This window comes from Pantoea sp. UYEF8 (assembly GCF_040546285.1).
GTDB lineage: Bacteria > Pseudomonadota > Gammaproteobacteria > Enterobacterales > Enterobacteriaceae > Pantoea > Pantoea brenneri.
Genome location: NZ_JBEPNM010000003.1, coordinates 182579 through 207985 on the forward strand (window position 1 = coordinate 182579; position 25407 = coordinate 207985).

At 57.7% G+C, this 25407-nt stretch carries 20 protein-coding genes and 2 tRNA genes; 15 read left to right on the top strand and 7 right to left on the bottom strand.

Annotation, left to right across the window (positions count from 1 at the left end; translation table 11 throughout):
• Position 1: 1 nt before the first annotated feature.
• Entirely contained in the window at positions 2 to 1180 is a 1179-nt protein-coding gene (locus ABIB18_RS07195) for an isochorismate synthase (protein ID WP_354473893.1), read from the bottom strand.
• 177 nt (positions 1181 to 1357) lie between these two features.
• Between ABIB18_RS07195 and fepB the strand changes: the two genes are divergently transcribed.
• The gene (fepB, locus tag ABIB18_RS07200) at positions 1358 to 2317 is read left to right on the top strand and encodes a Fe2+-enterobactin ABC transporter substrate-binding protein (protein WP_069728790.1); all 960 of its coding nucleotides are present in this window, start codon (positions 1358 to 1360) and stop codon (positions 2315 to 2317) included.
• On the opposite strand, the gene entS is transcribed toward fepB, so the two are convergent.
• Positions 2312 to 3562 carry an enterobactin transporter EntS gene (gene entS, locus ABIB18_RS07205; protein ID WP_031375427.1) on the bottom strand — a complete coding sequence of 417 codons (1251 nt, stop codon included), beginning with the start codon at positions 3560 to 3562 and terminating at the stop codon, positions 2312 to 2314. The genes fepB and entS overlap by 6 nt on opposite strands.
• A 145-nt stretch (positions 3563 to 3707) precedes the next feature.
• On the opposite strand from entS, the gene fepD reads away from it, so the two are divergent.
• The 3 genes from fepD to ABIB18_RS07220 are packed head-to-tail and all read left to right on the top strand — an operon-like array spanning position 3708 to position 6468.
• Positions 3708 to 4697 (top strand): Fe(3+)-siderophore ABC transporter permease, encoded by a 990-nt coding sequence (gene fepD / locus ABIB18_RS07210; protein WP_082097600.1) that lies wholly within the window; start codon positions 3708 to 3710, stop codon positions 4695 to 4697.
• On the top strand, positions 4694 to 5674 hold the full coding sequence (fepG, locus tag ABIB18_RS07215; protein WP_031375425.1) for an iron-enterobactin ABC transporter permease: 981 nt from the start codon (positions 4694 to 4696) through the stop codon (positions 5672 to 5674). Before fepD ends, fepG begins: the two co-directional genes overlap by 4 nt.
• Entirely contained in the window at positions 5671 to 6468 is a 798-nt protein-coding gene (locus tag ABIB18_RS07220) for an ATP-binding cassette domain-containing protein (RefSeq protein WP_159223190.1), read from the top strand. The genes fepG and ABIB18_RS07220 overlap by 4 nt, the downstream gene beginning before the upstream one ends.
• 40 nt (positions 6469 to 6508) lie before the next feature.
• Here the strand turns inward: ABIB18_RS07220 and ABIB18_RS07225 are convergent, their stop codons facing one another.
• The 3 genes from ABIB18_RS07225 to fes form a co-directional block, all read right to left on the bottom strand.
• Positions 6509 to 10435, bottom strand: a complete 3927-nt coding sequence (locus tag ABIB18_RS07225; RefSeq protein WP_354473894.1) for an enterobactin synthase subunit F — start codon at positions 10433 to 10435, stop codon at positions 6509 to 6511.
• On the bottom strand, positions 10428 to 10655 hold the full coding sequence (locus tag ABIB18_RS07230; RefSeq protein WP_031375422.1) for an MbtH family protein: 228 nt from the start codon (positions 10653 to 10655) through the stop codon (positions 10428 to 10430). The genes ABIB18_RS07225 and ABIB18_RS07230 overlap by 8 nt, the downstream gene beginning before the upstream one ends.
• Positions 10656 to 10758: 103 nt before the next feature.
• A complete protein-coding gene (gene fes, locus ABIB18_RS07235) occupies positions 10759 to 11976 on the bottom strand; it encodes an enterochelin esterase (protein WP_159223192.1) in 1218 nt (405 codons plus the stop codon).
• A gap of 253 nt (positions 11977 to 12229) precedes the next feature.
• On the opposite strand from fes, the gene ABIB18_RS07240 reads away from it, so the two are divergent.
• On the top strand, positions 12230 to 14491 hold the full coding sequence (locus ABIB18_RS07240; protein WP_354473895.1) for a TonB-dependent siderophore receptor: 2262 nt from the start codon (positions 12230 to 12232) through the stop codon (positions 14489 to 14491).
• Between the two features lie 301 nt (positions 14492 to 14792).
• On the opposite strand, the gene dacB is transcribed toward ABIB18_RS07240, so the two are convergent.
• Complete coding sequence (dacB, locus tag ABIB18_RS07245; protein ID WP_031375420.1) at positions 14793 to 16226, bottom strand: serine-type D-Ala-D-Ala carboxypeptidase; 1434 nt, start codon at positions 16224 to 16226, stop codon at positions 14793 to 14795.
• Between the two features lie 248 nt (positions 16227 to 16474).
• Between dacB and greA the strand changes: the two genes are divergently transcribed.
• Positions 16475 to 16951, top strand: a complete 477-nt coding sequence (gene greA / locus ABIB18_RS07250) for a transcription elongation factor GreA (RefSeq protein ID WP_031375419.1) — start codon at positions 16475 to 16477, stop codon at positions 16949 to 16951.
• A gap of 106 nt (positions 16952 to 17057) precedes the next feature.
• On the opposite strand, the gene yhbY is transcribed toward greA, so the two are convergent.
• Complete coding sequence (yhbY, locus tag ABIB18_RS07255; protein WP_010251809.1) at positions 17058 to 17351, bottom strand: ribosome assembly RNA-binding protein YhbY; 294 nt, start codon at positions 17349 to 17351, stop codon at positions 17058 to 17060.
• Between the two features lie 127 nt (positions 17352 to 17478).
• Here yhbY and rlmE point away from each other — a divergent pair, with 127 nt between their 5' ends.
• The 9 genes from rlmE to nusA all read left to right on the top strand — a co-directional run bounded on the left by rlmE (position 17479) and on the right by nusA (position 25393).
• Positions 17479 to 18108, top strand: a complete 630-nt coding sequence (gene rlmE / locus ABIB18_RS07260) for a 23S rRNA (uridine(2552)-2'-O)-methyltransferase RlmE (RefSeq protein ID WP_031375418.1) — start codon at positions 17479 to 17481, stop codon at positions 18106 to 18108.
• A gap of 113 nt (positions 18109 to 18221) precedes the next feature.
• A complete protein-coding gene (gene ftsH / locus ABIB18_RS07265; RefSeq protein WP_031375417.1) occupies positions 18222 to 20150 on the top strand; it encodes an ATP-dependent zinc metalloprotease FtsH in 1929 nt (642 codons plus the stop codon).
• An 80-nt stretch (positions 20151 to 20230) separates the two neighbouring features.
• Positions 20231 to 21064, top strand: a complete 834-nt coding sequence (gene folP / locus ABIB18_RS07270) for a dihydropteroate synthase (protein ID WP_031375416.1) — start codon at positions 20231 to 20233, stop codon at positions 21062 to 21064.
• Between the two features lie 2 nt (positions 21065 to 21066).
• A complete protein-coding gene (gene glmM, locus ABIB18_RS07275; RefSeq protein ID WP_031375415.1) occupies positions 21067 to 22401 on the top strand; it encodes a phosphoglucosamine mutase in 1335 nt (444 codons plus the stop codon).
• 217 nt (positions 22402 to 22618) lie between these two features.
• Positions 22619 to 22957 (top strand): preprotein translocase subunit SecG, encoded by a 339-nt coding sequence (gene secG / locus ABIB18_RS07280; protein ID WP_031375414.1) that lies wholly within the window; start codon positions 22619 to 22621, stop codon positions 22955 to 22957.
• Positions 22958 to 22994: 37 nt separating this feature from the next.
• Positions 22995 to 23081, top strand: a tRNA-Leu gene (locus ABIB18_RS07285).
• Between the two features lie 59 nt (positions 23082 to 23140).
• Positions 23141 to 23217, top strand: a tRNA-Met gene (locus ABIB18_RS07290).
• A 211-nt stretch (positions 23218 to 23428) separates the two neighbouring features.
• The gene (gene rimP, locus ABIB18_RS07295; protein WP_031375413.1) at positions 23429 to 23881 is read left to right on the top strand and encodes a ribosome maturation factor RimP; all 453 of its coding nucleotides are present in this window, start codon (positions 23429 to 23431) and stop codon (positions 23879 to 23881) included.
• 24 nt (positions 23882 to 23905) lie between these two features.
• The gene (gene nusA / locus ABIB18_RS07300; protein ID WP_031375412.1) at positions 23906 to 25393 is read left to right on the top strand and encodes a transcription termination factor NusA; all 1488 of its coding nucleotides are present in this window, start codon (positions 23906 to 23908) and stop codon (positions 25391 to 25393) included.
• Positions 25394 to 25407: the final 14 nt, after the last annotated feature.

Genomic DNA, 25407 nt, shown 5'->3' on the forward strand with positions numbered 1-25407 from the left:
TTTATTGCAGTCCAAAAGCGCGAAGCATGGTGTCAAGTTTGACGCCAGTTTCACGCCATTCTGATTCTGGTTGTGAGTCAGCAACGATACCCGCGCCAGCAAACAGCCGCACGCGTGGCCCATTGACCGTGCCGCAGCGAATCGTCACAACCCATTCGCCATTGCCCTGGTCATCGCACCAGCCGACGATGCCGCCAAACAGCTGACGCTCAAACGGTTCGAGTTGCTGTATCAGCTGCTGGGCGCGCTGATGCGGGAAGCCGCTCAGTGCCGGCGTCGGATGCAGCAGGCAGGCCAGCGACAGTGCATTTTCGCGTGGGTCGAGCACTTCACCCTCAATCAGAGTGGCGAGATGCCATAAGGTTGCGGTGGTGATCAGCGACGGCACCTCCGGCACCGACAGCGTCCGGCTGCGCGGTTGCAGCGTGTGGCGCATCGCATCGGTCACCAGCTTATGTTCATGGCGATCTTTATCCGAGCGCATCAGGCTCTGGCCTGCGGCCTGGTCACGGATCGGATCGGCATCACGGCGGGCCGATCCGGCCAGCGGACAGGAGCTGAAATCCCGACCCTGTTTGCGGATCATTAATTCCGGGCTGGCCCCGACCAGCGAACCCCCTTCCGGCAGCGGCAGATGAAAGTGATAGCTGTTAGGGTTCTGCGCCACGATGCGCTGCATCAGCGCCGCGGTATCCACCGGCTGTTCAGCGGTGATATCCATCAGTCGCGACAGAACCACTTTATCCAGATCGCCACGCTGCGTTGCGGCTACCGCCTGCGCCACCATATCGGTGAAAATGTCATGATCCGGCACCGCCGTACGGCGACGCACCTGCGGCAAGGCAGAGTCGGGCGGTGAGGTGACCGCATGCAGATCGGCGCGGTTAAAGGTCTGATACGATTCGGGGATAAACAGCGCCGATGGCTGGTTGACGTCAAACGGGATCGCGCCGACCAGAATAGGGTGGGTAATACCCTGTTTTCTGGCTGAGGCGAAATGGTGCTGCAATTGTTGCTGAAAATCCCCTGTCAGCACATCACCCGCAGTTACCGGGGTGGTCAGCGTGGTGAAGCAGCCCTGCGTGGTCAGGCTTTTCCAGGGAGAAGTAAACAGGTAGCCGCGGCACAACGCGGAGAAATCCTGCAACAAGGGATGTTCAAACGTCAACGATTCCACCATAATTTTCACCTATAAATGATAAGATAATTAATAATGATTATCATTTGTATTGTGGCCCAGTAACCTACGTTGATTAGCCGGAAGTGTCAATAAATACGCGGTGTTTCGGCTGCGTTTTCCTGCTAAATCAGCACAAACAGCAGGGCAAATAGCCAGTATAAAAGTGGACTGAAATTTATGACTAAACGTGGTGTAAAGGCGGCGATAGCGCTGTTTTTCTTCTGTATCAGTTTCGCGGCGACGGCACAGAACGGCTGGCCGCGCACGGTGGCGGGCGCCAAAGGCAGTGTGACGTTATCCCAGGCGCCGACCCGCATTGTCTCGACCAGCGTCACCCTGACCGGTTCGCTTCTGGCGATAGATGCGCCGGTGATCGCCAGCGGCGCAACGGCACCCAACAGCCGGCTGGCCGATGGGCAGGGTTTCTTCCGTCAGTGGGGTGAGGTGGCAAAACAGCGCGGCGTAAAACGCCTTTATATTGGCGAGCCGAGTGCCGAAGCGATTGCGGCGGAAGCGCCGGACCTGATTGTGGTCAGTGCCACCGGCAATGACTCAGCGATCAAACTGGTCGATCAGCTGTCCGCCATCGCGCCGGTGCTGGTGATCAACTACGACGATAAAAGCTGGCAGCAGCTGGTAACGCTGCTGGGTGAAGCAACCGGCCATGAAGCACAAGCCGCTGCCCGGGTAAGCGCATTCGATGCACGTGAAAAAGCGCTCCGCTCAGCGCTGACGCTGCCGCCGCAGCCGGTCTCCGCCATGGTCTGGAACGGCGACGGTCGCGCAGTTAATCTGTGGACTGAGGCATCCGCGCAGGGCAAATTGCTGCAGCAGCTGGGGTTCACCCTGGCTACACCACCTGCCGACATGCAGCACGGTCACAGCATGGGGCAGCGTAAAGACATTATTCAGTTGTCAGGGGAAAATCTGGCTGCCGGGCTGAATGGCCACTCGTATCTGCTGTTTGCCGCCGAGCCGCAAACAGCAGAGCAGGTGATGAAGAATCCTTTCCTGGCCCAGACGCCCGCGGTGCGTAGCAAAGCGGTCTATGCGCTGGGGCTGGATACCTTCCGTCTGGATTACTACAGCGCCACCAATCTGCTGAACCGGCTGGAGGCGCTGTTCGCTAAATCATGATGCTGTTTCCGCCTGCCCATGTGCAGGCGGTTGATAACGGCGCAAACGCGCCATCAGCAGCCACATCACAACGCCCAGCACGGTGGCGGCCAGACCCAGCAGGCCTGCCGCCTGCTGCGGCAGCAATAGTGACCCCATCGCCCCGATCATCGCCGCGCCAAGCGCATCACCGGTAACATTCTGCGCCGTCCACAGGCTGTTGATCCGCCCAAGCAGCGCATCCGGCGTTAGCGTCTGGATCAGGGCATATTGCACCAGGCTGTTGATAGCACTGAAATAACCAAACGCGGCGAGGCAGACCAGACTCAGGCTGAACCACGGCATCAGGCTGAACAGGCCCAGCGCCACAAAGGCGGCAATGGCGCTGGCCAGGATCAATCGACCCGGCTGCGACGACTGTGCCAGCCGGCCGCTGGTTAAGGCACCGACCGCCGCCCCGAGTGGCACGGCGGCATACATCAGCCCCAGTTGCTCCAGCCCGACCTGCCAGTGCGGAGCCAGCGCCGGGTAGAGTACCCGCACCGCACTGGCTAAGGTCACCAGCGCGCCAACCAGCGCGGCCATGCCGACGATCGGGCTGGCGAACAGAAACCCGATCCCGGCGGATAACGCGGTCAGCGGATGTTCACGCGGTTGTGGTGGCGGGGCAAGCGTTGGCAGTCGCAGCAGGGTGAGCACCGTCAGTAAGGTGCCGATCGCCGCCAGACCGTAGTTCCAGACCACGCCAGCATGGGCGATCACCAGTCCGGCAATCGCCGGCGACAGGATCGCACCAAAGCGGACCGTTAGCATGGTGATAGCGCCCGCTTTCATGATATTTTCGCGCCCCACCAGCGCCGGGGTGGCGGCCAGTAGCGCGGTGACGCCAATCGCGCCAAAAAAGCCATCCCACAGGCCCAGCACAAACACCGCGATCACCGAGGGCGCGGGCAGCAGGGCATTGATGCACAACGCGACAAAACCGAGGCCGCAGGTGGAACGGGCAAACAAAATCAGGCGCCGGCGTTCGTAGCGATCGGCCAGTACGCCGCCAGTCAGCAGGCCGATAAACATGCCGGCACCGGCCAGCGTGACCGCCAGTCCGACCAGCAGCGGGGATTGTGTCAGCTGTTGAATCTGTACCGGTACCGCGACCGCCAGCATGCCAAGCGCGACGATTGAGATAAATCGGGCGATAAACACGGCGCGGAAGGCGGGATGGGTTTTCAGCAGGCTGAGATCGATAAAGTGGGAGGGTTTGTTCATAACGTTGCCTTTTTGCACCCATTTTCCTCATCATTGAGTTTACGAGTCATGGTAACATACAAAAAACGCGTAAGAACGATAACAAGTATCATTATCATAAAGGTATCCACCGCGATGCCATTGAATTCGTGAAGGTTTAAACGTTATGCGTCAATTCCATGTAATAGCAGGTTCAGGGATGCTGCTGTTGCTGCTCCTCGCGCTCAGTCTGATGCTGGGTGCCAAATCCATTGCCTTTCATGATGTCACTCAGGCGCTGCTGACCGACTGCTCCAGCGCTGACTGCATCATTGTGCGTGACGCCCGATTGCCACGCACCCTGGCCGGGCTGCTGGCGGGCGTTGGCCTCGGCGTGGCGGGCGCGCTGATGCAAAGCCTGACGCGCAATCCGCTGGCCGATCCCGGTATTCTGGGCATCAATGCCGGGGCCGGCTTCGCGGTGGTGCTGGGCATTGCGCTGTTCGGTGCCGATTCACCGGCCGACTGGCTGGGCTTTGCCTTTAGCGGGGCGCTGCTGGCGTCGTTGCTGGTGGCGCTGACCGGCGCTATCGGTGGTGGACGGGTTAATCCGGTGCGTCTGACGCTGGCCGGGGTGGCGCTGGGCGCGGTGTTAGAGGGCTTAACCTCTGGCTTATCGCTGCTCAACCCTGACATCTATGATCATCTGCGTTTCTGGCACAGCGGTTCGCTGGATATCCGTAATTTCACCATGCTGCGCACGACCTTTCCTGCCGTGGCGATCGGTTGCCTGCTGGCGCTGCTGCTGGCACGCTCGCTCAACAGTCTCAGCATGGGCGGTGATATGGCAACCGCGCTCGGTACCCGCGTTGCCCGCACCCAGCTTATTGGGCTGCTGGCGATTGCCCTGCTGAGCGGGGCCGCCACCGCCGCGGTGGGGCCGATTGCCTTTGTCGGATTAATGACGCCGCACCTGGCACGCTGGCTGTTCGGTAACGATCATCGCTGGATGCTGCCTGGCACCATTCTCATTACGCCCTGTCTGCTGCTGGCGGCTGATATTCTCGGCCGCGTGCTGGTACCGGGCGAGCTGCGCGTATCGATTGTGACCGCAATCCTCGGCGCGCCAATGCTGATTGTGCTGGTGCGCCGTAAGGCTGGCAGAGGTGCAGTATGAAGCGTGTAACCTTCAACGGCGTCTGGCTGCTGCTGGCGTGTCTGGCGCTGGCTTTTCTCGGCGTGACGCGCGGCACCTTGCCGATCACGGCTGCGCAGCTGTGGCAGGTGATTAACGGCGAGGCGGCGCGCAATATTCAGCTGATTGTGGTGGAGTGGCGTCTGCCGCGGGTGATGATGGCGCTGCTGATCGGGGCGGCGCTCGGCGTGAGCGGCGCTATCTTTCAATCGCTGCTGCGAAATCCGCTCGGTAGCCCGGACATTCTGGGCTTCAACACCGGCGCCTACAGCGGTGTGCTGGTGGCGCTGGTGCTGTTCCAGCAGAACATGGAAGGCATGACGCTGGCGGCGCTGATCGGCGGATTGCTGACGGCGGGTGTGGTCTGGCTGTTTAGCTGGCGCAACGGCGTCGAGACTTTTCGGCTGATCATTGTCGGTATCAGCGTGCGGGCGCTGCTGATGGCGCTTAACAGCTGGCTTATCATCAGCGCCTCACTCGAGGCAGCACTGAGCGCTGGCCTGTGGAGCGCCGGCTCGCTGAACGGCATCAGCTGGGCGAAAACCACGCCGGTAATCAGCGTGCTGCTGCTGGCGCTGCTGGCAACCGCACTGCTGGCGCGGCGGATGCGGCTGCTGGAGATGGGCGATGATACCGCCTGCGCGCTTGGCGTAGCGGTTGAGCGCAGCCGCATCCTGCTGATGCTGACCGGGGTGATCCTGACGGCGGCCTCGACTGCGCTGGTCGGGCCGATCTCATTTATTGCGCTGCTGGCACCGCAGATCGCCCGTCGACTGTGCGGCGGAATCAAAGGCGCATTACCGCTGGCGGCATTATGTGGCGCGTTGCTGTTAACCGCCGCTGACTACGCCGCGCAGCACTTTTTCCTGCCCTATCAACTGCCGGTTGGCGTGATTACCGTAAGCCTGGGCGGACTTTATCTGATTGCTCTACTGGTGCGGGAGGCGCGACGCCAATGACAGTAACAACACGTTTGCAGGGCAACGCGCTGACGCTCGGTTATGACAAAAAAATCGTGGCGGAGAATCTCTCAGTGGCGATCCCTGACGGTGAGCTGACGGTGATCATTGGCCCCAACGCCTGTGGTAAATCGACGCTGCTGCGTACCCTGAGCAGGCTGGCCCGGCCGTTACAGGGCGAGGTGCTGCTGGATGGCAATGCGATTGCCCACTACTCCACCAAAGAGGTGGCGCGTCGGCTCGGGCTGTTGCCGCAAAGCTCCAATGCACCCGCCGGCATCAGCGTCAGTGAGCTGGTGGCGCGCGGACGTTATCCTCACCAGCCGCTGTTTGGTCGCTGGCGGCAGGAAGATGAAGTGGCAGTGCAGCAGGCGATGCTGGCGACCGGCGTGGCCGATCTGGCACAGCAGCAGGTCGATACCTTGTCCGGCGGTCAGCGGCAGCGGGTCTGGATTGCGATGGTGCTGGCGCAGCAAACGCCACTGCTGTTGCTCGATGAACCGACGACCTGGCTGGATATCGCGCATCAGATTGAACTGCTGGAGTTAATGCAGGATCTGAATCGGCAGCATGGCCGTACGCTGGTGGTGGTGCTGCACGACCTCAATCAGGCATGCCGCTACGCCAGCCATTTGATTGCCATGCGGGACGGTAAGATTATTGCGCAAGGTAAACCGGCCGACATCGTGACGCCGGCGCTGATTGAAACCATTTACGGCCTGCGCTGCATGATTGTTGACGATCCGGTGGCCCACACCCCGATGATTGTGCCGCTGGGGCGCGCAGCCAGCTGATTCGGCCTTCCCCTGCGGGAAGGCGCGAGTCGGTCGGGGATTAAAACGCCGCCAGCAGTTGCTGCAGGCGTGGCCCAATCTGTTCAAACATCCGCGGCGAAATGATCTCGACGTGGGCGCAATCCAGCGGCCATATGTCCAGTTCGGCAACGTAAGATGACCAGGCGCGACTGGCATCCTGACCGGGTTGCTGCGTCTGTTCCGCCAGGAACAGGGTCGCCCGGCCGTTGAAGCGCGCGCTGCGGGCCGTGGCCAGCAGTCGCACTGAGCTGGCGTAGTTGGCTTCGATGGTGGTAAACAGCGCCTCCATCCCTTCTCCCGCCTGCTGGCGCTGCGCCGCAATAAACTGCTCGCGCTCCCGGTTAACCTCTTCCAGTACCGCCGGATCCAGTACGTTTTCCCCGCGCTTCTCATCCCAGTTCTGCGTCTCTGGTGGCCAGGTATCCAGCAGGCCGAGGAAGGCAACGGTTTCACCTGCGGCTTCCAGCCGCGCCGCAATACCCTGTGCCAGCGTCCCGCCCAGCGAATAGCCGAGGAAATAGTAAGGACCGTGCGGCTGCTGCTGGCGTATCGTCGCCAGGTGCGCCTCACACACCGCATCGAGATGCGATGCCTGATTGAGTGGGCTGGTGAGATCCGGTGACTGAATGCCAAGCAGCGACCAGCGTGCATCGAGATAGCGTTGCAGTACGCTGAACTGCCAGGCAAAACCTGAAGCCGGATGGAAGCAGAACAGCGTCGGCCCGCTGCCGCGCCGCAGCGGCAGCACCGCTTCAAAGCCGGCACGGCTGGCCTCAGCCGATTCACTGCTCAGCAAGGCTGCCAGTTTTTCCACCGTGGAAGCGACCATAATCTGGCCGACCGACACCGGCTGATTGAGGCGGCGGCGCAGCTGTGCCGCCAGCCGCATCGCCAGTAACGAGTGGCCGCCGAGGGCGAAGAAATCATCCTGAGCGCTGATCGACTCCCGCTCCAGCAGCGTGGCGAACGCCTGTGCCAGGGTGGTTTCCAGTCCCGGATGCGGGTCCCGGCCCGCTTCCGCTGTCTGCGTCTGCGGCAGCGGCAACGCTTTACGATCCAGCTTGCCGTTGCTGCTGAGCGGTAACGCCGCCAGCTGCACGATAGCGACCGGTACCATGTGCGCAGGCAGTTGAGTCGCCAGCGCCTGACGCATCGCCACGGCATCAATCGGCTGATCCGCCACCACATAGCCCACCAGCTGGCGCGCATCTCCCTGCTGAGGGTCTGCGCCACCCAGCACCAGTGCATGCGTCACCGCCTGCTCCACGCCGGGCAGGGCAGCCAGGGCGTGGTCGATCTCATTCAGTTCAATCCGCTGTCCGCGAATTTTAAGCTGATCGTCGCTGCGGCCGAGATATTCGACTGCGCCATTGGCCAGCCAGCGCGCAACATCGCCGGTACGGTACATCCGGCTGCCGTCGCCATAGGGATCAGCGACAAAATGACTGGCGGTCAGGTCAGGGCGATCAAGATAGCCATGCGCCAGCTGTACGCCGGTCAGATAGAGATCGCCAGCCACGCCAGGCGGCACCGGTTGCAGACGGGCATCCAGAATCCGTAAGCCGGTATTCCAGACCGGGAAGCCAATTGGCACGCTGGCACCTTCGACCGCCGCCAGTTCCTCACCCGAGGCCGGGTAATAGCTGACGTCGACCGCTGCTTCGGTCGGACCATAGAGATTGTGCAGCGCGACATGGGTCAGCTTTTGCCACTGGCGTGACAGCTCAGCCGGTAACGCTTCGCCGCTGCAGAACACCTGGCGCAGGGTAGCGCAACGCGCCACGGCGTCCGCATCCTGCAGCGTGGCGACAAAGGCCGCCAGCATCGACGGCACAAAATGGGTCGTGGTAACGCGATGGCGGGCAAACAGCTGTTGCAACGCTTCCGGATCGCGATGGGCATCCGGCGGGGCCATCACCAGCTGTGCGCCGACCATCAGCGGCCAGAAGAACTCCCAGACGGACACATCGAAACTGCTCGGGGTTTTCTGCAATACCACATCACTGCTGCCGAGTGGATAGTGATCCTGCATCCACAGCAGGCGGTTAACGATCGCCTGATGGCTGACCAGCACCCCTTTCGGCCGACCGGTTGAGCCGGAGGTATAGATAATGTAAGCGCCATCCTGCGGGCGTGGCTGCTGGCTGATCTCTGACGTGTTCGGGGTTAACAGTGCGTCATAAAACAGCGGGGTGACCGGCGTAAGGGCGGCCAGTCGTCCGGCCAGCTGATGACAGGTGACCAGCGTTTTCGGCGCGGCATCTTCCAGCATCATCTGCAGACGATCGTCAGGATAGCCGGTATCGAGCGGCAGGTAAGTGGCACCCGCGCTAACGATAGCCTGCAGCGCCAGCGACAGGAACACCGATCGCGGCAGGGCGACGGCGACGATATCGCCCGGCTTCACACCCTGTGCAATCAGCTGCTGCGCCAGCGCCGCCACCTGCTGCTGCATCTGTTGATAAGTAAGCTGATGGGCCTCATCCGCCAGCGCCGGGGCCTGCGGAGTACGCTGCGCCTGGCTTAACAGCAGGCTGCTCAGCGTCTCTGCCGGTAGCGGCATTGCCGTCTGGTTAAGGGTGGCTAACTGCTGATGTTCAGCCGGCGTCAGCATATCCAGCTCGCCACACGGGCGATCGGGATCGGCGGCCAGCTGCGACAGCAGCAGATCAACGCGGCTGGCGTGTTGTCTGAGGGTTACTTCGCTGTAACGCTGCGCGTTCGCCAGCAGTTCCAGCGTCAGGTCACCCTGTTCGCTGAGGTAGATGGCAATCTCCAGATCGCGTACCGGGCCGGAGGCGAGCTGATGCGTCACGCCTTTAATGCCGGCAAAATCGAGCTGGTAATCAAACATCTTGAGGTTGATCACCGGTCCGTAGAGCGGATCGCTGTCGCCGGAACGGCCCAGATCACGCTGTACCTGCTCGGCATCGTAGCGCTGATGTCGACGCATTTTTTTTACTTCGCTCGCCAGTCGCGCCGCCAGCGCGCCGAGCGGCTGGGCCGGATCGTTGTGCACCGCCATCGACAGCACATTGATCACCGGACCGGTGGCACACAGCGCGGCTGAACCGATGCGGCGCATAAAGATAAAACCGGCGGCAAAGTCGTTTTGTCCGCTGAGACGTGCCAGCCACAGCGAGACCAGCGCAATCGCGGTGTCAGCCGCGCTGAGCTGCAGCTGTTGGGTATGCGCCAGCAGGGCCTGAAAGTTATTGCTGTCCAGCGCAAAGCGATGGCGCAGCAGATCGGTACTGGCACTCTGGCCCGCCAGCGGCTGGTCGGAGAGCGACGCAGGCGCGGGAAGCTGCGCGCCTTTTTCGCGCCAGAACTGCGCATCACGCTGCCAGCCAGCAGATTGCTGGTAGCGCTGGTACTCTTCGACCACCTCGCTGAACGGCGTAAAGGGCGTCGGCTCGGGCGTTTCATCACGCTGCCAGGCGCTATAAAGATTGGCAATACGGCGGGTCAGGGCGGTAAAGCTGAAGCCATCGACCACCAGATGATGATAACGCTGATACCAGTACCAGTGCTCATCACCCAGCCGCAACAGGCTGTGGTGGTACAGCGGCGCGCCGCTTATCACCCGCAGGTCACCAGACATATCCTGCTGCATCAGCGCACGAGCCGCGGCGACCGGATCGGCTGAATTGCGCAGGTCAATCACCTGCGGCGTAGCAAAGCGCTGCGGTGCAGACCACTGCTGTGGTTCGCCGTCCTGCTCGCCAAACGCCATATTCAGCGTATCCGCTTCCTGCATGCCGGCAACGATTGCTTTGGCCAGCAGCGTGCTGTTGAGCGCGCCGCGCAGTTCAACAAAATGCGCCACCGCGTAAGCATTAGCGTGCGGGGATAACTGGTCTGCGATCCAGATGCCGGGCTGAGCGGCAACCAGCGGCAACGTTTTCTGTTCAGTCAGGTTCGGGTTCATGATGATCTCAGACATCGTCGCTCCGGCTGGTGCTAGCGCTGGCGGTGACCGGACGAATATCGTGCCAGTTTTCATTCAGCCAGCTGAGGCAGATGGCCTGTGGCTGGGGACCAAATACCGGCTGCCAGCCAGACGGAATCGCCCGGAAGGCGGGCCATAAACTGTACTGTTGCTGGTTATTGATCAGTACATGACAATCCTGCTGCGGATCGTCGAACGGATTGAGATGTTGCATATTGGTCTCCTGCCCGTGATATCCAGGCGAGATATCGCCCTCATCCTGCGCGCCGCCGCTGACCGCGAGCGACCTCGGGCGTGAAAGAGGGCCGATAAGCGAATTACGGGTATTGCCACATTGCTTTTAATCCGGCCAGCAGGCCGCCGCGCCAGCAGAGCGCGTCGTGACCGCCTTCAAACGGTTGATAGCTAACCTGATGCCCGGCCGCGATTAAATCACGCTCAAATTGTTGATTCGCTGCCAGAATCAGCCGCTCACGCCGTCCAGCTTCGAGATAAAAGCGGCGCGGCGGCGCCTGCAGCAAACCTTGTTGTAGTTGTTGCGGTAGCCAGCCGTTGGGGTTACCGCGCGCCGGCCACCAGAAGGAGCCGGAAAGGCTGATGGCGGCACCAAAGGTCTCTGGCCAGCTTAAGGTGGCGTAAGCTGCGGAAAGTCCGCCAAAACTCTGTCCCGCCACCAGCGTGCTGTCGCCCTGCACCCGGCAGGCGACGGTTTGCTGAATCAGCGGCAGGAGTTCGTGCTGCACCGCCAGCCAGAATTCAGGATTACAGGTCAGCTCCCGGCTGCGGTGTTCCCGGTCGATAATGTCGATCATCGCATAGACCGCCGGTGGCAGTTCGCCTGCGGCGGTGAGCTGCTGCAGCGGACCGGCAATCGGCATGGTCTGCGCCCAGAACTGTCCATCCAGCAATAACGCCAGCGGACGTGCGGCGGAAGAGGCCTCGCCACTGCAGTAAAGCCACACCGTGCGCTGATTACCCAGTCGTTCGCTGCGCCACAGCAGCGGTTGCAGCGGGATAGCCGCCGGCTGGCCGCGATCGACATCGTGCCACACCGACTGATCGGGCGCCTGCGGCAGGTGCAGCGGTGATACCCGCATGCCGCGTCCGCCGGCCCAGCCGCGCAATGGGTTGAGCGGGTCCGCCTGCGCTGACGGGAATTTGCCGCTCCACCATTGGCGCAGCGTCTGCATATCAGTCTGGCCGTCAAATTTCTCTGCCTGGCGATCGGGTATCAGGCAGTAGCTGCCGCGCCAGTCAGCGGGCAGGGTGGTTTGCCACCACCAGACATCGGTATGGGGAACGCGTGTTAAGGAGGAGGGGGCGGCGGACTGATGGTGATCGGTCACGCCGGTGATGTTGATCCAGACGCGGCGGATCGCCGAGTGGGACTCATCGCCGTGGGGATCACGCCAGAAGAAGGTGACCTGACAGGTTCCCTCTTCGCCGGGCTCAATCAAGGGAATGCCCTGTTGCTGCTGCTGTTGCCACCAGGCGTCACTGCCGGTCACTTCATTTAACCACGTCATACGCGCCATCAGTCGATCACTACACTTGATTAGGGGTGATGCATGTTATGAATAATACTATTGATAATTATTTTCATTTGCAATAGGGTGTTTCCGCTCTACAGGGAGCGCGCGCATCCTCTCTGCCGTATCGGGCTTCAGACCGGGACGAGGGTCTGTTGAAGATGGTCCAGAGAGAACTGGAATGCGTTGCAGGCAAGGTACTTACCTTTTCACCGGCGCGCCGGCAGTGGCCTTTCGCTGGCAATCCAGGAATAAAAAAATGAAAAAGTTATCCCGGCTTTCGTTAGCCATTATGATTGAACTTGGCGTCACCACCTCTCTCATTTCTACCGGGTCAGTAGCTGCCGCTACTGACCCGGGCATCACCAGCAACTCATCCGATACCGCCAGCGACAGCACCATGATGGTCACCGCCGCCGAGCAAACGCTTCAGGCACCCGGTGTGTCGACCATCACCGCCGACGAAATCAAAAAACATCCGCCTGCTCGCGACGTCTCTGAAATCATTCGTACCATGCCCGGCGTTAACCTGACCGGTAACTCCACCAGCGGCCAGCGCGGTAATAACCGACAGATCGATATCCGCGGCATGGGGCCGGAAAACACCCTGATCCTCGTTGATGGCTTGCCAGTGACCAGCCGCAACTCGGTGCGTCTGGGCTGGCGTGGCGAGCGTGATACGCGCGGCGACAGCAACTGGGTTCCGCCTGAGATGATTGATCATATTGAAGTGATCCGTGGTCCGGCGGCGGCACGTTACGGTAATGGTGCTGCTGGCGGGGTGGTAAATATCATCACCAAAAAAGAGCTGGATAATCAGTGGCACGGCTCGTGGAGCGCCTACTACAACGTGCCGCAGCATAAAGATGAAGGGGCAACCCGACGCACTAACTTTAGCCTCGAAGGGCCGTTAGGCGACGACTTCAGCTTCCGGCTGTATGGCGGGTTGGCAAAAACTCAGGCCGATGCGTACGACATTAATGAAGGACATGCTGCCCAGCGAACCGGTACCTATGCCGGATCCTATCCGGCCGGCCGTGAAGGCTCGGTCAATAAAGATGTTCATGCCTTACTGCGCTGGGCTTTTGCGCCAATGCAGGCACTGGAGTTTGGCGCCGGTTACAGTCGGCAGGGCAACCTGTATGCCGGTGATACACAGAACACCAACACCAACGCGCTGGTGAAAAGCAAATATGGTGATGAAACCAATCGCCTTTATCGGCAGAGCTTCTCGCTGAAGTGGACCGGCGCCTGGGATAATGGCATCAGTACCAATACCTATGCGCAATATGAGAACACCCGCAACTCGCGCCTGAATGAAGGGCTGGCGGGCGGCACCGAAGGGATCTTCTCCAACAGCGACTTCAACACCATTCAGCTGGACGATGTGCTGCTGCACAGTGAGGTCAGTATTCCGTTTGAATGGCTGGTCAATCAGACGGCTACCCTCGGCACCGAGTGGAACCAGCAGCGGATGAAGGATCCGTCATCGACCACTCAGGCGGCCAGCTACGGTTCCATTCCGGGCATCGCCACCACCGGTCGCAGCCCCTATTCTCAGGCTGAAATCTTCTCACTGTTTGCTGAAGACAACATTGAACTGACTGACAGCACCATGCTGACGCCAGGCCTGCGTTTCGATCATCACTCCATCGCAGGTAACAACTGGAGCCCGTCGCTCAACCTGTCACAGGGATTAGGCGATGACTTCACGCTGAAAATGGGCATCGCCCGCGCCTACAAAGCGCCGAGCCTGTATCAGACCAACCCGAACTATCTGCTTTACAGTAACGGCCAGGGCTGCGCCTCTAGCGCCGGTGCCTGTTATCTGATGGGCTACGACGATTTGAAAGCGGAAAACAGCATCAACAAAGAGGTGGGGCTGGAGTGGAAACATGAGGGTTATCAGGCCGGTCTGACTTGGTTCCGCAATGATTACCGCAATAAGATTGAGGCAGGCACGCTGCCAACCGGTACCGCCTCGAACGGTAAAACCGACATCTATAAGTGGGAAAACGTGCCGAAAGCGGTGGTGGAAGGGCTGGAAGGGACGGTTAACGTGCCGTTCTCAGACAGCGTGAGCTGGAACAATAACTTCACCTACATGCTGCAGAGTAAAAACAAAGAGACCGGCGATCGCCTGTCGGTTATCCCGGAATACACCCTGAACTCGACGCTGAGCTGGCAGGCGACACAGGATCTGTCACTGCAAACCACGCTGACCTGGTACGGCAAACAGGTGCCGAAAAAGTATGACTATAAAGGCAATCCGGTCACGGGCAGCGCCACCGATGAGGTCAGTCCATACTCAGTGGTCGGCATGAGCGGTACCTATGACGTCAACAAATATGCCAGCGTCACTGTGGGGATCGACAACCTGTTCGATAAGCGCCACTTCCGCGAAGGCAATGCGCAGACCACCGGTAACGCCACTACCGGCGCGTATTTGTACGGTGCCGGTGCTAACACCTTTAACGAGTCGGGCCGCACTTACTATATGAGTGTGAATACCCACTTCTGATGGGTTTAGCCATAACCCGATCCGGATGAATCTGGCCGCAATTGATAAGCTCAACGCGCAGGGAGCAGGGGAGGAAAGCGTTCCACACCATGGACAAAAACGCCAGGCGGTGTCCCGACTTCGGGCGTACCTCAGAGATGAGGTGCGTAATCGCGCGGGCCGGACGACCAGGGATTGGCTTAAGCGTTTTTCTGAGCTGCCTCTGTTTCCAGTGCAGGCTCGGTCTCATCGCTGACGGGGCCAGACTTTATTAACAAACGCAGCAGGTTGATCGCCTGCTGCGTTTTTTTTCGCTGCTTAATCAGTTGTTCTGGTTAATATCCCGGTAGAGCCGACTCTCAAAACGCACCAGCGGAATACGGCGGGTACGCTGATCTTCCGGTGGAACCGCATAGCCGGAGAGGAACTGCACAAAGGCGACCCGGGCACCACTCGAGGTGGTGATAAAGCCCGCCAGGTTGTAGACCCCCTGCAGTGAGCCGGTTTTTGCCGACACTTTGCCATCCAGTCCCGCCTCATGCAGCCCGCCACGGTACTGCAGCGTGCCGTCATAACCAGCCAGCGGCAGCATCGAGATGTAGTCCAGCGTGCTGTCATTCTTCGCAATGTACTGCAGTACCTGCATCATGGTTTGCGGCGAAATCAGGTCATGACGCGACAGGCCGGAACCGTCGACCTGAATGCTGTTGCCCATGTCGATATTGGCTTTGGCTTTCAGGATCCGGCGAACCGCATCCTGACCGGCGCGGAAGGTTCCCGGCACGTTGAAGTAATGATGGCCAATGGTGCGAAACACCGTGTCGGCAATCATGTTGTCAGACTTCTTCAGCATGGTATGCAGCAGCGTATGCAGCGGTGCCGACTGGGTTGAGGCCAGTACCGTGCCAGGCTCGGTGACCAGAGACTGACGCACCAGATGCCCGCTGTAATCGATATCCGCGGCACGCAGCTCCGCTTTCAGAATCTCGCCAGCCCAGGCGGCGTCATCCTGAACCGCAAACGCCAGCGGCAGCGGTTCGGCACGTTGACGCATGCAGCCGGTCAGGGTGTAACGGTTCAGTTCGCCCGGCACCACGTCCAGTTCGCAATATTGCCCTTCGCCGCTGTTGCGGCCGATGGTGCGCACCTGGCTGTACATATGCGCCGGGTAATAGGAGGCGATACGCACAAATGCATTCTCGCCCGGCGTGTTAGCACTGTAGAGCGAAACGGAGAAACAGTTTTTGTCGACGATCGCCGCACCCGGCGGGGCGCTGAAGCACTGGGTCAGGTCGTTCCACGGCCAGCCCGGTGCCATGTCATGACTGGCAAACACCGAGGTATCAATCACCAGATTGCCTTTGATATGGGTGATGCCCTGCTTCTTTAACGCTGCCACCATGTTGCGCAGATCCTGCCGGCTTAAGGTGGGATCGCCGGCAAAACGTGCCACTAAATCGCCGTTCAGCGTGCCATCAACCAGCGCGCCTTTGGTCTCAAAGGTGGTCTGAAAACGGTAGTCTCCGCCCAGTTCCAGTAATGCCGCCAGCGCCGTCACTACCTTCATGGTACTGGCGGGCAACGCCATCTGTTTTCCGTGGTAATCAATGATCGGCGTTGATGCACCCACTTTCTGCACCATCAGCGCCAGATTGGCGCCGTCTGGCAGATACTGCATGTATTCATCAACTGGCGCTGCTTGTGCCTGCAGCATAAATGCACAGGTTAATCCGGTAACAAGTCGTGAAAATCGCATAATCTCGCGGTAACTGGCAGGTGAAGCCGTCAATACTACGTCGCTGGGTGGTGGAAAGTAAACGATGACCCGCAGGGAACTCTGGGGTAAAATACGTATCAAATTGCAAAACCCTTTTCTGGCCTGGAATACTGTCCGGGTCAGGATTCTTTTGTTTGCAAAACCGGCTAATGCGTCGCAGAACGCTTTTTTCTGCAGTCACCGGTCAGGATGACACCGTTAAACAGGATAGATGACGAGGAGCTTAAATGAATCAGATTCCGATGACGTTAAGAGGCGCAGAAAGATTGCGCGAAGAGCTGAACGAGCTGAAAACCGTGAAGCGTCCGCGCATTATTGCCTCTATCGCTGACGCCCGCGAGCATGGCGACCTGAAAGAGAATGCGGAATATCATGCCGCACGTGAAGAGCAGGGTTTTTGTGAGGGCCGCATACAGGAGATTGAAGCCAAACTCTCCAATGCCCAGGTGATTGACGTCACCCAGATGCCCAAAACCGGCCGGGTCATTTTTGGCGCGACGGTAACCGTACTGAACATCGATACCGACGAAGAGTCGACCTATCGTATCGTGGGTGATGACGAAGCTGACTTTAAGCAAAATCTGATTTCTGTAAATTCACCGATGGCGCGTGGCCTGGTGGGTAAAGAGGCAGATGATGTGGCGATTATCAAAACCCCTGGCGGCGATGTTGAATATGAAATCCTGAAGGTGGAATACCTTTAAGATGTTGCTACGCTTTGAAATGCGTTAAAGCACAATGTAAAGAAAGGAAAAAGGCCGCATTGCGGCCTTTTATCTGAGGTAAGAGCATGGCACTTTCTTTGCCCACTTAACGTGGCAGAGAAATCTTGCTCTCTTTAGACGGGCGATACAGCACCAGCGTTTTGCCGATCACCTGTACGTTGCTGGCACCGGTTTCACGCACGATCGCCTCAACGATCAGCTGCTTTGTTTCACGATCTTCTGAGGCAATTTTCACCTTAATCAGTTCGTGATGCGACAGAGCCTGCTCGATTTCGGCCAGCACGCCTTCAGTCAGGCCATTGCCACCCAGCATAACCACCGGCTTGAGCGGATGGGCGAGGCCCTTGAGGTGCTGTTTTTGTTTGGTACTTAGATTCATCGTAGTTTTTTACTTACTCAGGGATTGAAAACGGTTCATTCTACCGCCATCTCGGGTATATCACCAAATCGACGCAACCCATTGCGTGCAGGTTTATCGCTACGATGACGATTTAGTTGGAAATATTATGACGGGTAAAAAGCGTTCGGCCAGCTCCAGCCGCTGGCTCCAGGAACACTTTAGCGATAAATATGTGCTTCAGGCGCAGAAAAAAGGGTTGCGTTCGCGCGCCTGGTTTAAACTTGATGAAATACAACAGGGTGACAAGCTTTTCAAACCCGGCATGACCGTGGTAGATCTGGGTGCTGCACCCGGTGGCTGGTCACAATATGTCGTACAGCAAATTGGGAACAAAGGGCGCGTTATTGCCTGTGATATCCTGCCTATGGATCCGATTGTCGGTGTCGATTTCCTTCAGGGTGATTTTCGTGAAGAATCGGTGATCAATGCGCTGCTTGAGCGCGTTGGCGATCAGAAAGTTCAGGTTGTCATGTCCGATATGGCACCGAATATGAGTGGTACACCTGCCGTAGATATTCCCCGGTCGATGTATTTAGTCGAACTGGCGCTGGAAATGTGTCGGGATATCCTGGCACCCGGCGGCAGTTTTGTAGTGAAAGTGTTTCAGGGAGATGGCTTCGATGAATACCTGCGGGAAATTCGCTCCCTGTTTACGAAAGTGAAAATTCGTAAGCCGGACGCTTCACGGTCACGTTCACGTGAAGTGTACATTGTGGCGACTGGGCGCAAACTATAACCAAATTGCTGGAGTAGTCCGCAGTTTTGCTGCGATTCCATGTATGAAGGATCTATAGTACCCTACGCTATCTGTTAACACCGTTGTAATATGAGGTTAATCCCTTGAGTGACATGGCGAAAAACCTGATTCTCTGGTTAGTCATCGCGGTCGTGCTGATGTCAGTATTCCAGAGCTTTGGGCCCAGCGAGTCGAATGGCCGTAGGGTTGATTATTCAACCTTCCTGTCGGAAGTGAACCAGGATCAGGTCCGCGAGGCACGTATTAACGGGCGTGAAATTAACGTTATTAAAAAAGACAGCAATAAATACACCACCTACATTCCTGTCAATGATCCCAAGTTGCTCGATAACCTCTTGACCAAAAACGTCAAAGTGGTTGGCGAACCACCGGAAGAGCCAAGCCTGCTGGCGTCGATCTTCATCTCGTGGTTCCCGATGCTGCTGCTGATCGGGGTGTGGATCTTCTTTATGCGCCAGATGCAGGGCGGCGGCGGCAAGGGCGCGATGTCCTTCGGCAAGAGTAAAGCCCGCATGCTGACGGAAGACCAGATTAAAACCACTTTCGCCGACGTTGCCGGGTGTGACGAAGCGAAAGAGGAAGTCGCCGAGCTGGTGGAATATCTGCGTGAACCGAGCCGCTTCCAGAAGCTGGGCGGTAAGATTCCGAAAGGCGTGCTGATGGTCGGTCCTCCGGGTACCGGTAAAACCTTGCTGGCGAAAGCGATTGCCGGTGAAGCAAAAGTGCCTTTCTTTACCATCTCCGGTTCTGACTTCGTTGAAATGTTTGTTGGTGTCGGTGCATCTCGTGTGCGTGACATGTTCGAACAGGCCAAAAAAGCGGCACCGTGCATCATCTTCATCGATGAAATCGATGCGGTGGGCCGTCAGCGTGGCGCGGGTTTAGGCGGTGGTCATGATGAACGTGAGCAGACACTGAACCAGATGCTGGTTGAGATGGATGGTTTCGAAGGTAACGAAGGTATTATCGTTATCGCCGCGACTAACCGTCCTGACGTGCTTGACCCGGCGCTGCTGCGTCCAGGCCGCTTCGACCGTCAGGTGGTGGTGGGCTTGCCAGACGTGCGTGGCCGTGAGCAGATTCTGAAAGTGCATATGCGCCGTGTTCCGCTGGCGACCGATATTGACGCGGCAATCATTGCGCGCGGTACGCCTGGCTTCTCCGGTGCCGACCTGGCTAACCTTGTCAACGAAGCGGCGCTGTTTGCTGCCCGTTCGAACAAGCGTGTAGTGTCGATGGTTGAGTTTGAGAAAGCGAAAGACAAAATCATGATGGGTGCGGAACGTCGCTCCATGGTGATGACGGAAGCGCAGAAAGAGTCAACCGCCTATCACGAAGCGGGTCACGCGATCATTGGTCGTCTGGTGCCTGAGCACGATCCAGTGCACAAAGTGACCATCATTCCGCGCGGCCGTGCGCTGGGTGTGACCTTCTTCCTGCCTGAAGGCGACGCGATCAGCGCCAGCCGTCAGAAACTGGAAAGTCAGATTTCAACGCTGTACGGCGGCCGCCTGGCAGAAGAGATCATCTACGGTGCTGAACATGTTTCTACCGGTGCGTCGAATGACATTAAAGTCGCGACCAACCTGGCACGTAACATGGTGACGCAGTGGGGCTTCTCAGAAAAACTGGGTCCACTGCTGTATGCCGAAGAAGAGGGTGAAGTGTTCCTCGGACGTTCAGTCGCGAAAGCGAAACATATGTCCGATGAAACAGCCCGCATTATCGACCAGGAAGTTAAACACCTGATCGACAGCAACTACCAGCGTGCTCGCCGCATTCTGGGTGAGAACATGGACATCCTTCACGCGATGAAAGACGCGCTGATGAAGTATGAAACCATTGATGCACCGCAGATCGACGACCTGATGGCGCGCCGCGAAGTGCGTCCGCCAGCCGGCTGGGAAGATCCAGGCAGCAGCAACTCTGACAGCAACGGCACGCCAAAGGCGCCGCGTCCGGTCGATGAACCGCGTACGCCAAACCCAGGCAACACCATGTCAGAACAGTTCGATAAATAAGACGTCACCTCGTCAGACAAAACCCCGGCTGGTCCGGGGTTTTTTACATCCAGATATTGATCAGCAAGGAGTGATTCGCCATGAAGTTGTTCGCCGGTGATTCCCATCTCGATTTATCATTTCCCCATGTGATGGGTATTTTGAATGTCACGCCCGACTCCTTTTCCGATGGCGGTAAGCATAACGCGCTGGTCGATGCGCTCACCCACACCAATGAGATGGTCAATGCTGGCGCGACCATTATCGATGTCGGCGGTGAATCGACCCGTCCGGGGGCCGATGAGGTCAGCGTCGAGCAGGAGCTGGAGCGGGTCATCCCGGTGGTCGAAGCGATTGCCCAGCGTTTTGAGGTCTGGATTTCGGTCGATACCTCTAAAGCCGAAGTGATCCGGGAATCAGCGCGAGTGGGCGCTCACATCATCAACGATGTGCGCTCGCTCTCAGAGCCAGGTGCGCTGGAAGCGGCGGCAGCGACCGGCCTGCCGGTCTGTTTAATGCATATGCAGGGCGAACCACGTACCATGCAGCAGGCGCCACACTATGAAAACATCCTGCACGAAGTGGACACTTACTTCGCGCAGCAGATCGCGCGTTGCGAAGCGGCGGGAATCAAAAAAGAGCGGCTGATACTCGACCCGGGCTTCGGTTTCGGTAAAAATCTTAGCCACAACTATGAACTGCTGGCTCATCTCAGCGATTTTCACCATTTCGGCCTGCCACTGCTGGTGGGCATGTCGCGCAAATCGATGATAGGTCAGTTGTTGAATGTCGGTCCGTCACAGCGTTTAACCGGCAGCCTGAGCTGTGCGGTCATCGCCGCGATGCAGGGTGCACAGATTATTCGCGCCCATGATGTCAAAGAGACGGCCGAAGCGATGCGCGTGGTCGAAGCGACCCGAAGAGCAAAAGGATAATCATGAGTAATCGTAAATATTTCGGTACAGATGGCATTCGTGGCAAAGTCGGTGAAGCGCCAATCACCCCTGATTTCGTCCTGAAGCTGGGCTGGGCCGCAGGGAAAGTGCTGGCGCGTCACGGTTCGAAAAAGATCATTATCGGTAAGGACACCCGCATCTCCGGCTATATGCTGGAGTCAGCCTTAGAAGCCGGTCTGGCAGCCGCGGGCCTGACCGCCGCCTTTACCGGACCGATGCCGACCCCGGCCATCGCTTACCTGACCCGTACATTCCGCGCCGAAGCGGGGATTGTGATTTCGGCGTCGCATAACCCGTTCGACGATAACGGTATCAAATTCTTCTCATCCGAAGGCACCAAATTGCCGGACGACGTTGAAGAAGCGATCGAACTGGAGATGGAAAAACCGATTACCTGTGTTGAATCCGCCTTACTGGGCCGTGCCAGCCGTATTGTTGATGCCGCCGGACGTTACATCGAATTCTGCAAGGGCACCTTCCCAAGCGAGCTCAACCTTAACGGCCTGAAAATCGTGGTCGACTGCGCTAACGGGGCCACCTACCACATTGCACCGAATGTATTGCGTGAACTGGGCGCTACGGTGATTGCCATTGCCACCCAGCCGGATGGGATGAACATCAACAAAGAGTGTGGCGCTACCGATCTGAAGATGCTGCAACAGCGGGTGCTGGCGGAGAAAGCGGATATCGGTCTGGCCTACGATGGCGACGGCGATCGCATCATGATGATTGACCATCTGGGCGAAAAGGTGGATGGCGACCAGATTCTCTACATCATTGCGCGCGAAGGGCTGCGTCAGGGCCAGTTGCGCGGCGGCGTAGTCGGCACGCTGATGAGCAATATGGGCCTGGAGCTGGCGCTTAAGCAGCTCGGTATTCCGTTTGCCCGGGCAAAAGTGGGTGACCGCTACGTGCTGGAGAAGATGCAGGAGAAGGGCTGGCGTCTGGGGGCAGAGAACTCAGGCCATGTGATCCTGCTGGATAAAACCACCACCGGTGACGGCATCGTGGCAAGTTTGCAAGTACTTACTGCAATGGTGCGCAACCACATGAGCCTGCACGATCTGTGCAGCGGCATGAAAATGCTGCCTCAGGTACTGGTCAACGTCCGCTTTACCGGTGAGCACGATCCGTTACAGAGCGACGCGGTGAAAACCGTGACGGCAGAGGTGGAAAAAGCGCTGGCCGGCCGGGGGCGGGTGTTGCTGCGCAAGTCGGGCACCGAGCCGTTGATTCGGGTGATGGTGGAAGGCGAGAATGAGGCGCAGGTAACCGAGCTGGCAAACCGCATCGCCGATCAGGTAAAGGCGTTTTAATCGGCTGACAGGCGGTTCGCAGGTTACCGAACCGCCTGTAAAATCACCGTGATGGCGTTTTTTTCTGCAATTAGTTTGGGTGATGAAAATTGCGCTTGCAGAGGTATCCGCCTTTGGTTAGTATTCACACCCGCTTCTGATGGGTGATGACGAGACTCCCCATCAATACTGGTTGAAGCTTTAACTGTACGATTATCGTGCAAGGAACAGGTTGAATATGTACGAAGCTCTTTTAGTTGTTTTCCTTATTGTAGCTATCGCCCTCGTGGGTATGATCATGCTGCAGCAAGGCAAAGGCGCTGATATGGGAGCCTCATTCGGTGCAGGCGCATCCGGTACGCTGTTTGGTTCTACGGGTTCAGGTAATTTCATGACACGTACAACCGGCATCTTAGCGGCACTGTTCTTCATCATCAGCCTGGTTCTCGGTAACCTGAACAGTAATAAAGCCTCGAAAGGAAGCGAGTGGGAAAATCTTTCTGCGCCGGCGCAGTCTTCTCAACAGACTGAAAAGCCAGCTCAACCGGCCACGCCGGGCAGCGATATTCCTAAGTAAGTTCGTCAACACAACGAATCGTTGTGGTCAGTGTAGTGCCGTGGTGGTGGAATTGGTAGACACGCTACCTTGAGGTGGTAGTGCCCGATTGGGCTTACGGGTTCAAGTCCCGTCCTCGGTACCAAATCTTAGTATTACTTGCATTTTATGCAGGTTTGGCGTATTATTCGCCACGTTTTCGGACGCGGGGTGGAGCAGCCTGGTAGCTCGTCGGGCTCATAACCCGAAGGTCGTCGGTTCAAATCCGGCCCCCGCAACCACTTTCCCTTTGAGTTCTTTTTCAAATATACTGTGTGCATCGACGGACGCATTCACGGCTCATTTTTGAAAGAAAATTCTTTGGATGGAGTCCGAGCCGCATTGCGGCGTACAGGGTCCAGTGATTAAAAGCCCCGAATATTCGGGGTTTTTTGTTATTAGCGAATCGTAATACTGGGCTATAGGCCCTTTTTTTATGTCTTGGGGGTGGGCTTGTCCACATTAGAGCAAAAATTGACAGAGTTGGTATCGGCTCCGGTAGAAGCGCTGGGCTACGAACTGGTTGGAATTGAATTCGTTCGTGGTCGCACATCAACCCTGCGCATCTATATTGATAGTGAAGATGGCATCAATGTCGATGATTGCGCCGATGTCAGCCACCAGGTAAGTGCCGTAATGGATGTCGAAGATCCCATTACCGTGCCTTACAACCTAGAAGTCTCCTCACCGGGACTCGATCGTCCTCTGTTCACTGCAGAACACTATGTCCGTTTTATGGGCGATGAAGTGAGTCTGGTGCTGCGTATGGCCGTTCAGAACCGCCGTAAATGGCAGGGTATCATCAAGTCCGTTGATGGCGAGATGATCACGGTGAACGTTGAGGGTAACGATGAAGTGTTCGCGCTGAGTAATATTCAGAAAGCGAACCTGGTCCCCCACTTTTAAAAGTCCGGATTGAGGCTAACCAGGATGAACAAAGAGATCTTAGCTGTTGTAGAAGCCGTTTCTAACGAAAAAGCCCTGCCGCGTGAGAAAATCTTCGAAGCGCTGGAGAGCGCGCTGGCGACTGCGACCAAGAAAAAGTACGAGCAAGAAATTGACGTACGCGTCAGCATTGATCGCCGAAGTGGCGATTTCGATACTTTCCGCCGTTGGGAAATCGTAGAAGAGGTGACGCAGCCGACGCGCGAGATCACGCTGGATGCGGCCCGCTTCGAAGATGAAGCATTCAATCTGGGCGAATATGTCGAAGATCAGATTGAATCGGTCACCTTTGACCGTATCACCACCCAGACCGCTAAGCAGGTTATCGTGCAAAAAGTGCGCGAAGCTGAGCGCGCGATGGTGGTTGATCAGTTCCGTGAGCAGGAAGGCGAAATTATTACTGGCGTGGTGAAGAAAGTTAACCGCGACAATATTTCTCTCGATTTAGGCAGCAATGCCGAAGCGGTTATCCTGCGTGAAGATATGCTGCCGCGTGAAAACTTCCGCCCAGGCGACCGTATTCGTGGCGTGCTCTACTCCGTTCGCCCGGAAGCACGTGGCGCGCAGCTGTTCGTGACGCGTTCCAAACCGGAAATGCTGATTGAACTGTTCCGCATTGAAGTGCCAGAAATTGGCGAAGAAGTGATTGAAATTAAAGCCGCTGCTCGTGATCCGGGCTCGCGCGCTAAAATTGCAGTCAAGACCAACGACAAACGTATCGATCCGGTGGGTGCCTGTGTGGGCATGCGTGGCGCGCGTGTTCAGGCGGTTTCCAGTGAACTGGGCGGCGAGCGTATCGATATCGTGCTGTGGGACGACAACCCGGCGCAGTTTGTTATCAACGCCATGGCTCCGGCTGATGTGGCGTCAATCGTGGTTGATGAAGATAACCACACCATGGATATCGCTGTAGAAGCTGGCAATCTGGCTCAGGCGATCGGCCGTAACGGCCAAAACGTGCGTCTCGCTTCACAGCTGAGTGGCTGGGAGCTGAACGTAATGACCGTCGATGATCTGCAGGCCAAACATCAGGCTGAAGCACACGCAGCAATCGATATGTTCACCAAACATCTCGACATCGACGAAGAGTTCGCCACCGTACTGGTGGAAGAGGGCTTCTCTTCGCTGGAAGAACTGGCATACGTGCCAATCAACGAGCTGTTGGAAATTGACGGCCTCGACGAAGAGACCATTGAAGCCCTGCGTGAACGAGCAAAAAATGCGTTAACCACCCTGGCACTGGCGAAAGAAGAGAGCCTTGGTAACCAGCAGCCCGCTGAGGATCTTCTGAATCTTGAAGGTCTGGATCGTGCTCTGGCTTTCCGCCTGGCGTCGAAAGGCGTTTGCACGCTGGAAGATCTCGCTGAGCAAGGTGTTGACGATCTGACGGATATTGAAGGCATGTCTGATGAGCAAGCCGGCGCGCTGATTATGGCCGCCCGTAATATCTGCTGGTTCGGCGATGACGCGTAATAACAGGAAGGAAC

What these genes read in the sequence shown, in the direction of transcription:
- ABIB18_RS07195 (WP_354473893.1), bottom strand. Translation starts at nt 1,180, where the DNA reads ATGGTGGAATCGTTGACGTTTGAACATCCCTTGTTGCAGGATTTCTCC.
- fepB (WP_069728790.1), top strand. Translation starts at nt 1,358, where the DNA reads ATGACTAAACGTGGTGTAAAGGCGGCGATAGCGCTGTTTTTCTTCTGT.
- entS (WP_031375427.1), bottom strand. Translation starts at nt 3,562, where the DNA reads ATGAACAAACCCTCCCACTTTATCGATCTCAGCCTGCTGAAAACCCAT.
- fepD (WP_082097600.1), top strand. Translation starts at nt 3,708, where the DNA reads ATGCGTCAATTCCATGTAATAGCAGGTTCAGGGATGCTGCTGTTGCTG.
- fepG (WP_031375425.1), top strand. Translation starts at nt 4,694, where the DNA reads ATGAAGCGTGTAACCTTCAACGGCGTCTGGCTGCTGCTGGCGTGTCTG.
- ABIB18_RS07220 (WP_159223190.1), top strand. Translation starts at nt 5,671, where the DNA reads ATGACAGTAACAACACGTTTGCAGGGCAACGCGCTGACGCTCGGTTAT.
- ABIB18_RS07225 (WP_354473894.1), bottom strand. Translation starts at nt 10,435, where the DNA reads ATGTCTGAGATCATCATGAACCCGAACCTGACTGAACAGAAAACGTTG.
- ABIB18_RS07230 (WP_031375422.1), bottom strand. Translation starts at nt 10,655, where the DNA reads ATGCAACATCTCAATCCGTTCGACGATCCGCAGCAGGATTGTCATGTA.
- fes (WP_159223192.1), bottom strand. Translation starts at nt 11,976, where the DNA reads ATGGCGCGTATGACGTGGTTAAATGAAGTGACCGGCAGTGACGCCTGG.
- ABIB18_RS07240 (WP_354473895.1), top strand. Translation starts at nt 12,230, where the DNA reads ATGAAAAAGTTATCCCGGCTTTCGTTAGCCATTATGATTGAACTTGGC.
- dacB (WP_031375420.1), bottom strand. Translation starts at nt 16,226, where the DNA reads ATGCGATTTTCACGACTTGTTACCGGATTAACCTGTGCATTTATGCTG.
- greA (WP_031375419.1), top strand. Translation starts at nt 16,475, where the DNA reads ATGAATCAGATTCCGATGACGTTAAGAGGCGCAGAAAGATTGCGCGAA.
- yhbY (WP_010251809.1), bottom strand. Translation starts at nt 17,351, where the DNA reads ATGAATCTAAGTACCAAACAAAAACAGCACCTCAAGGGCCTCGCCCAT.
- rlmE (WP_031375418.1), top strand. Translation starts at nt 17,479, where the DNA reads ATGACGGGTAAAAAGCGTTCGGCCAGCTCCAGCCGCTGGCTCCAGGAA.
- ftsH (WP_031375417.1), top strand. Translation starts at nt 18,222, where the DNA reads ATGGCGAAAAACCTGATTCTCTGGTTAGTCATCGCGGTCGTGCTGATG.
- folP (WP_031375416.1), top strand. Translation starts at nt 20,231, where the DNA reads ATGAAGTTGTTCGCCGGTGATTCCCATCTCGATTTATCATTTCCCCAT.
- glmM (WP_031375415.1), top strand. Translation starts at nt 21,067, where the DNA reads ATGAGTAATCGTAAATATTTCGGTACAGATGGCATTCGTGGCAAAGTC.
- secG (WP_031375414.1), top strand. Translation starts at nt 22,619, where the DNA reads ATGTACGAAGCTCTTTTAGTTGTTTTCCTTATTGTAGCTATCGCCCTC.
- nusA (WP_031375412.1), top strand. Translation starts at nt 23,906, where the DNA reads ATGAACAAAGAGATCTTAGCTGTTGTAGAAGCCGTTTCTAACGAAAAA.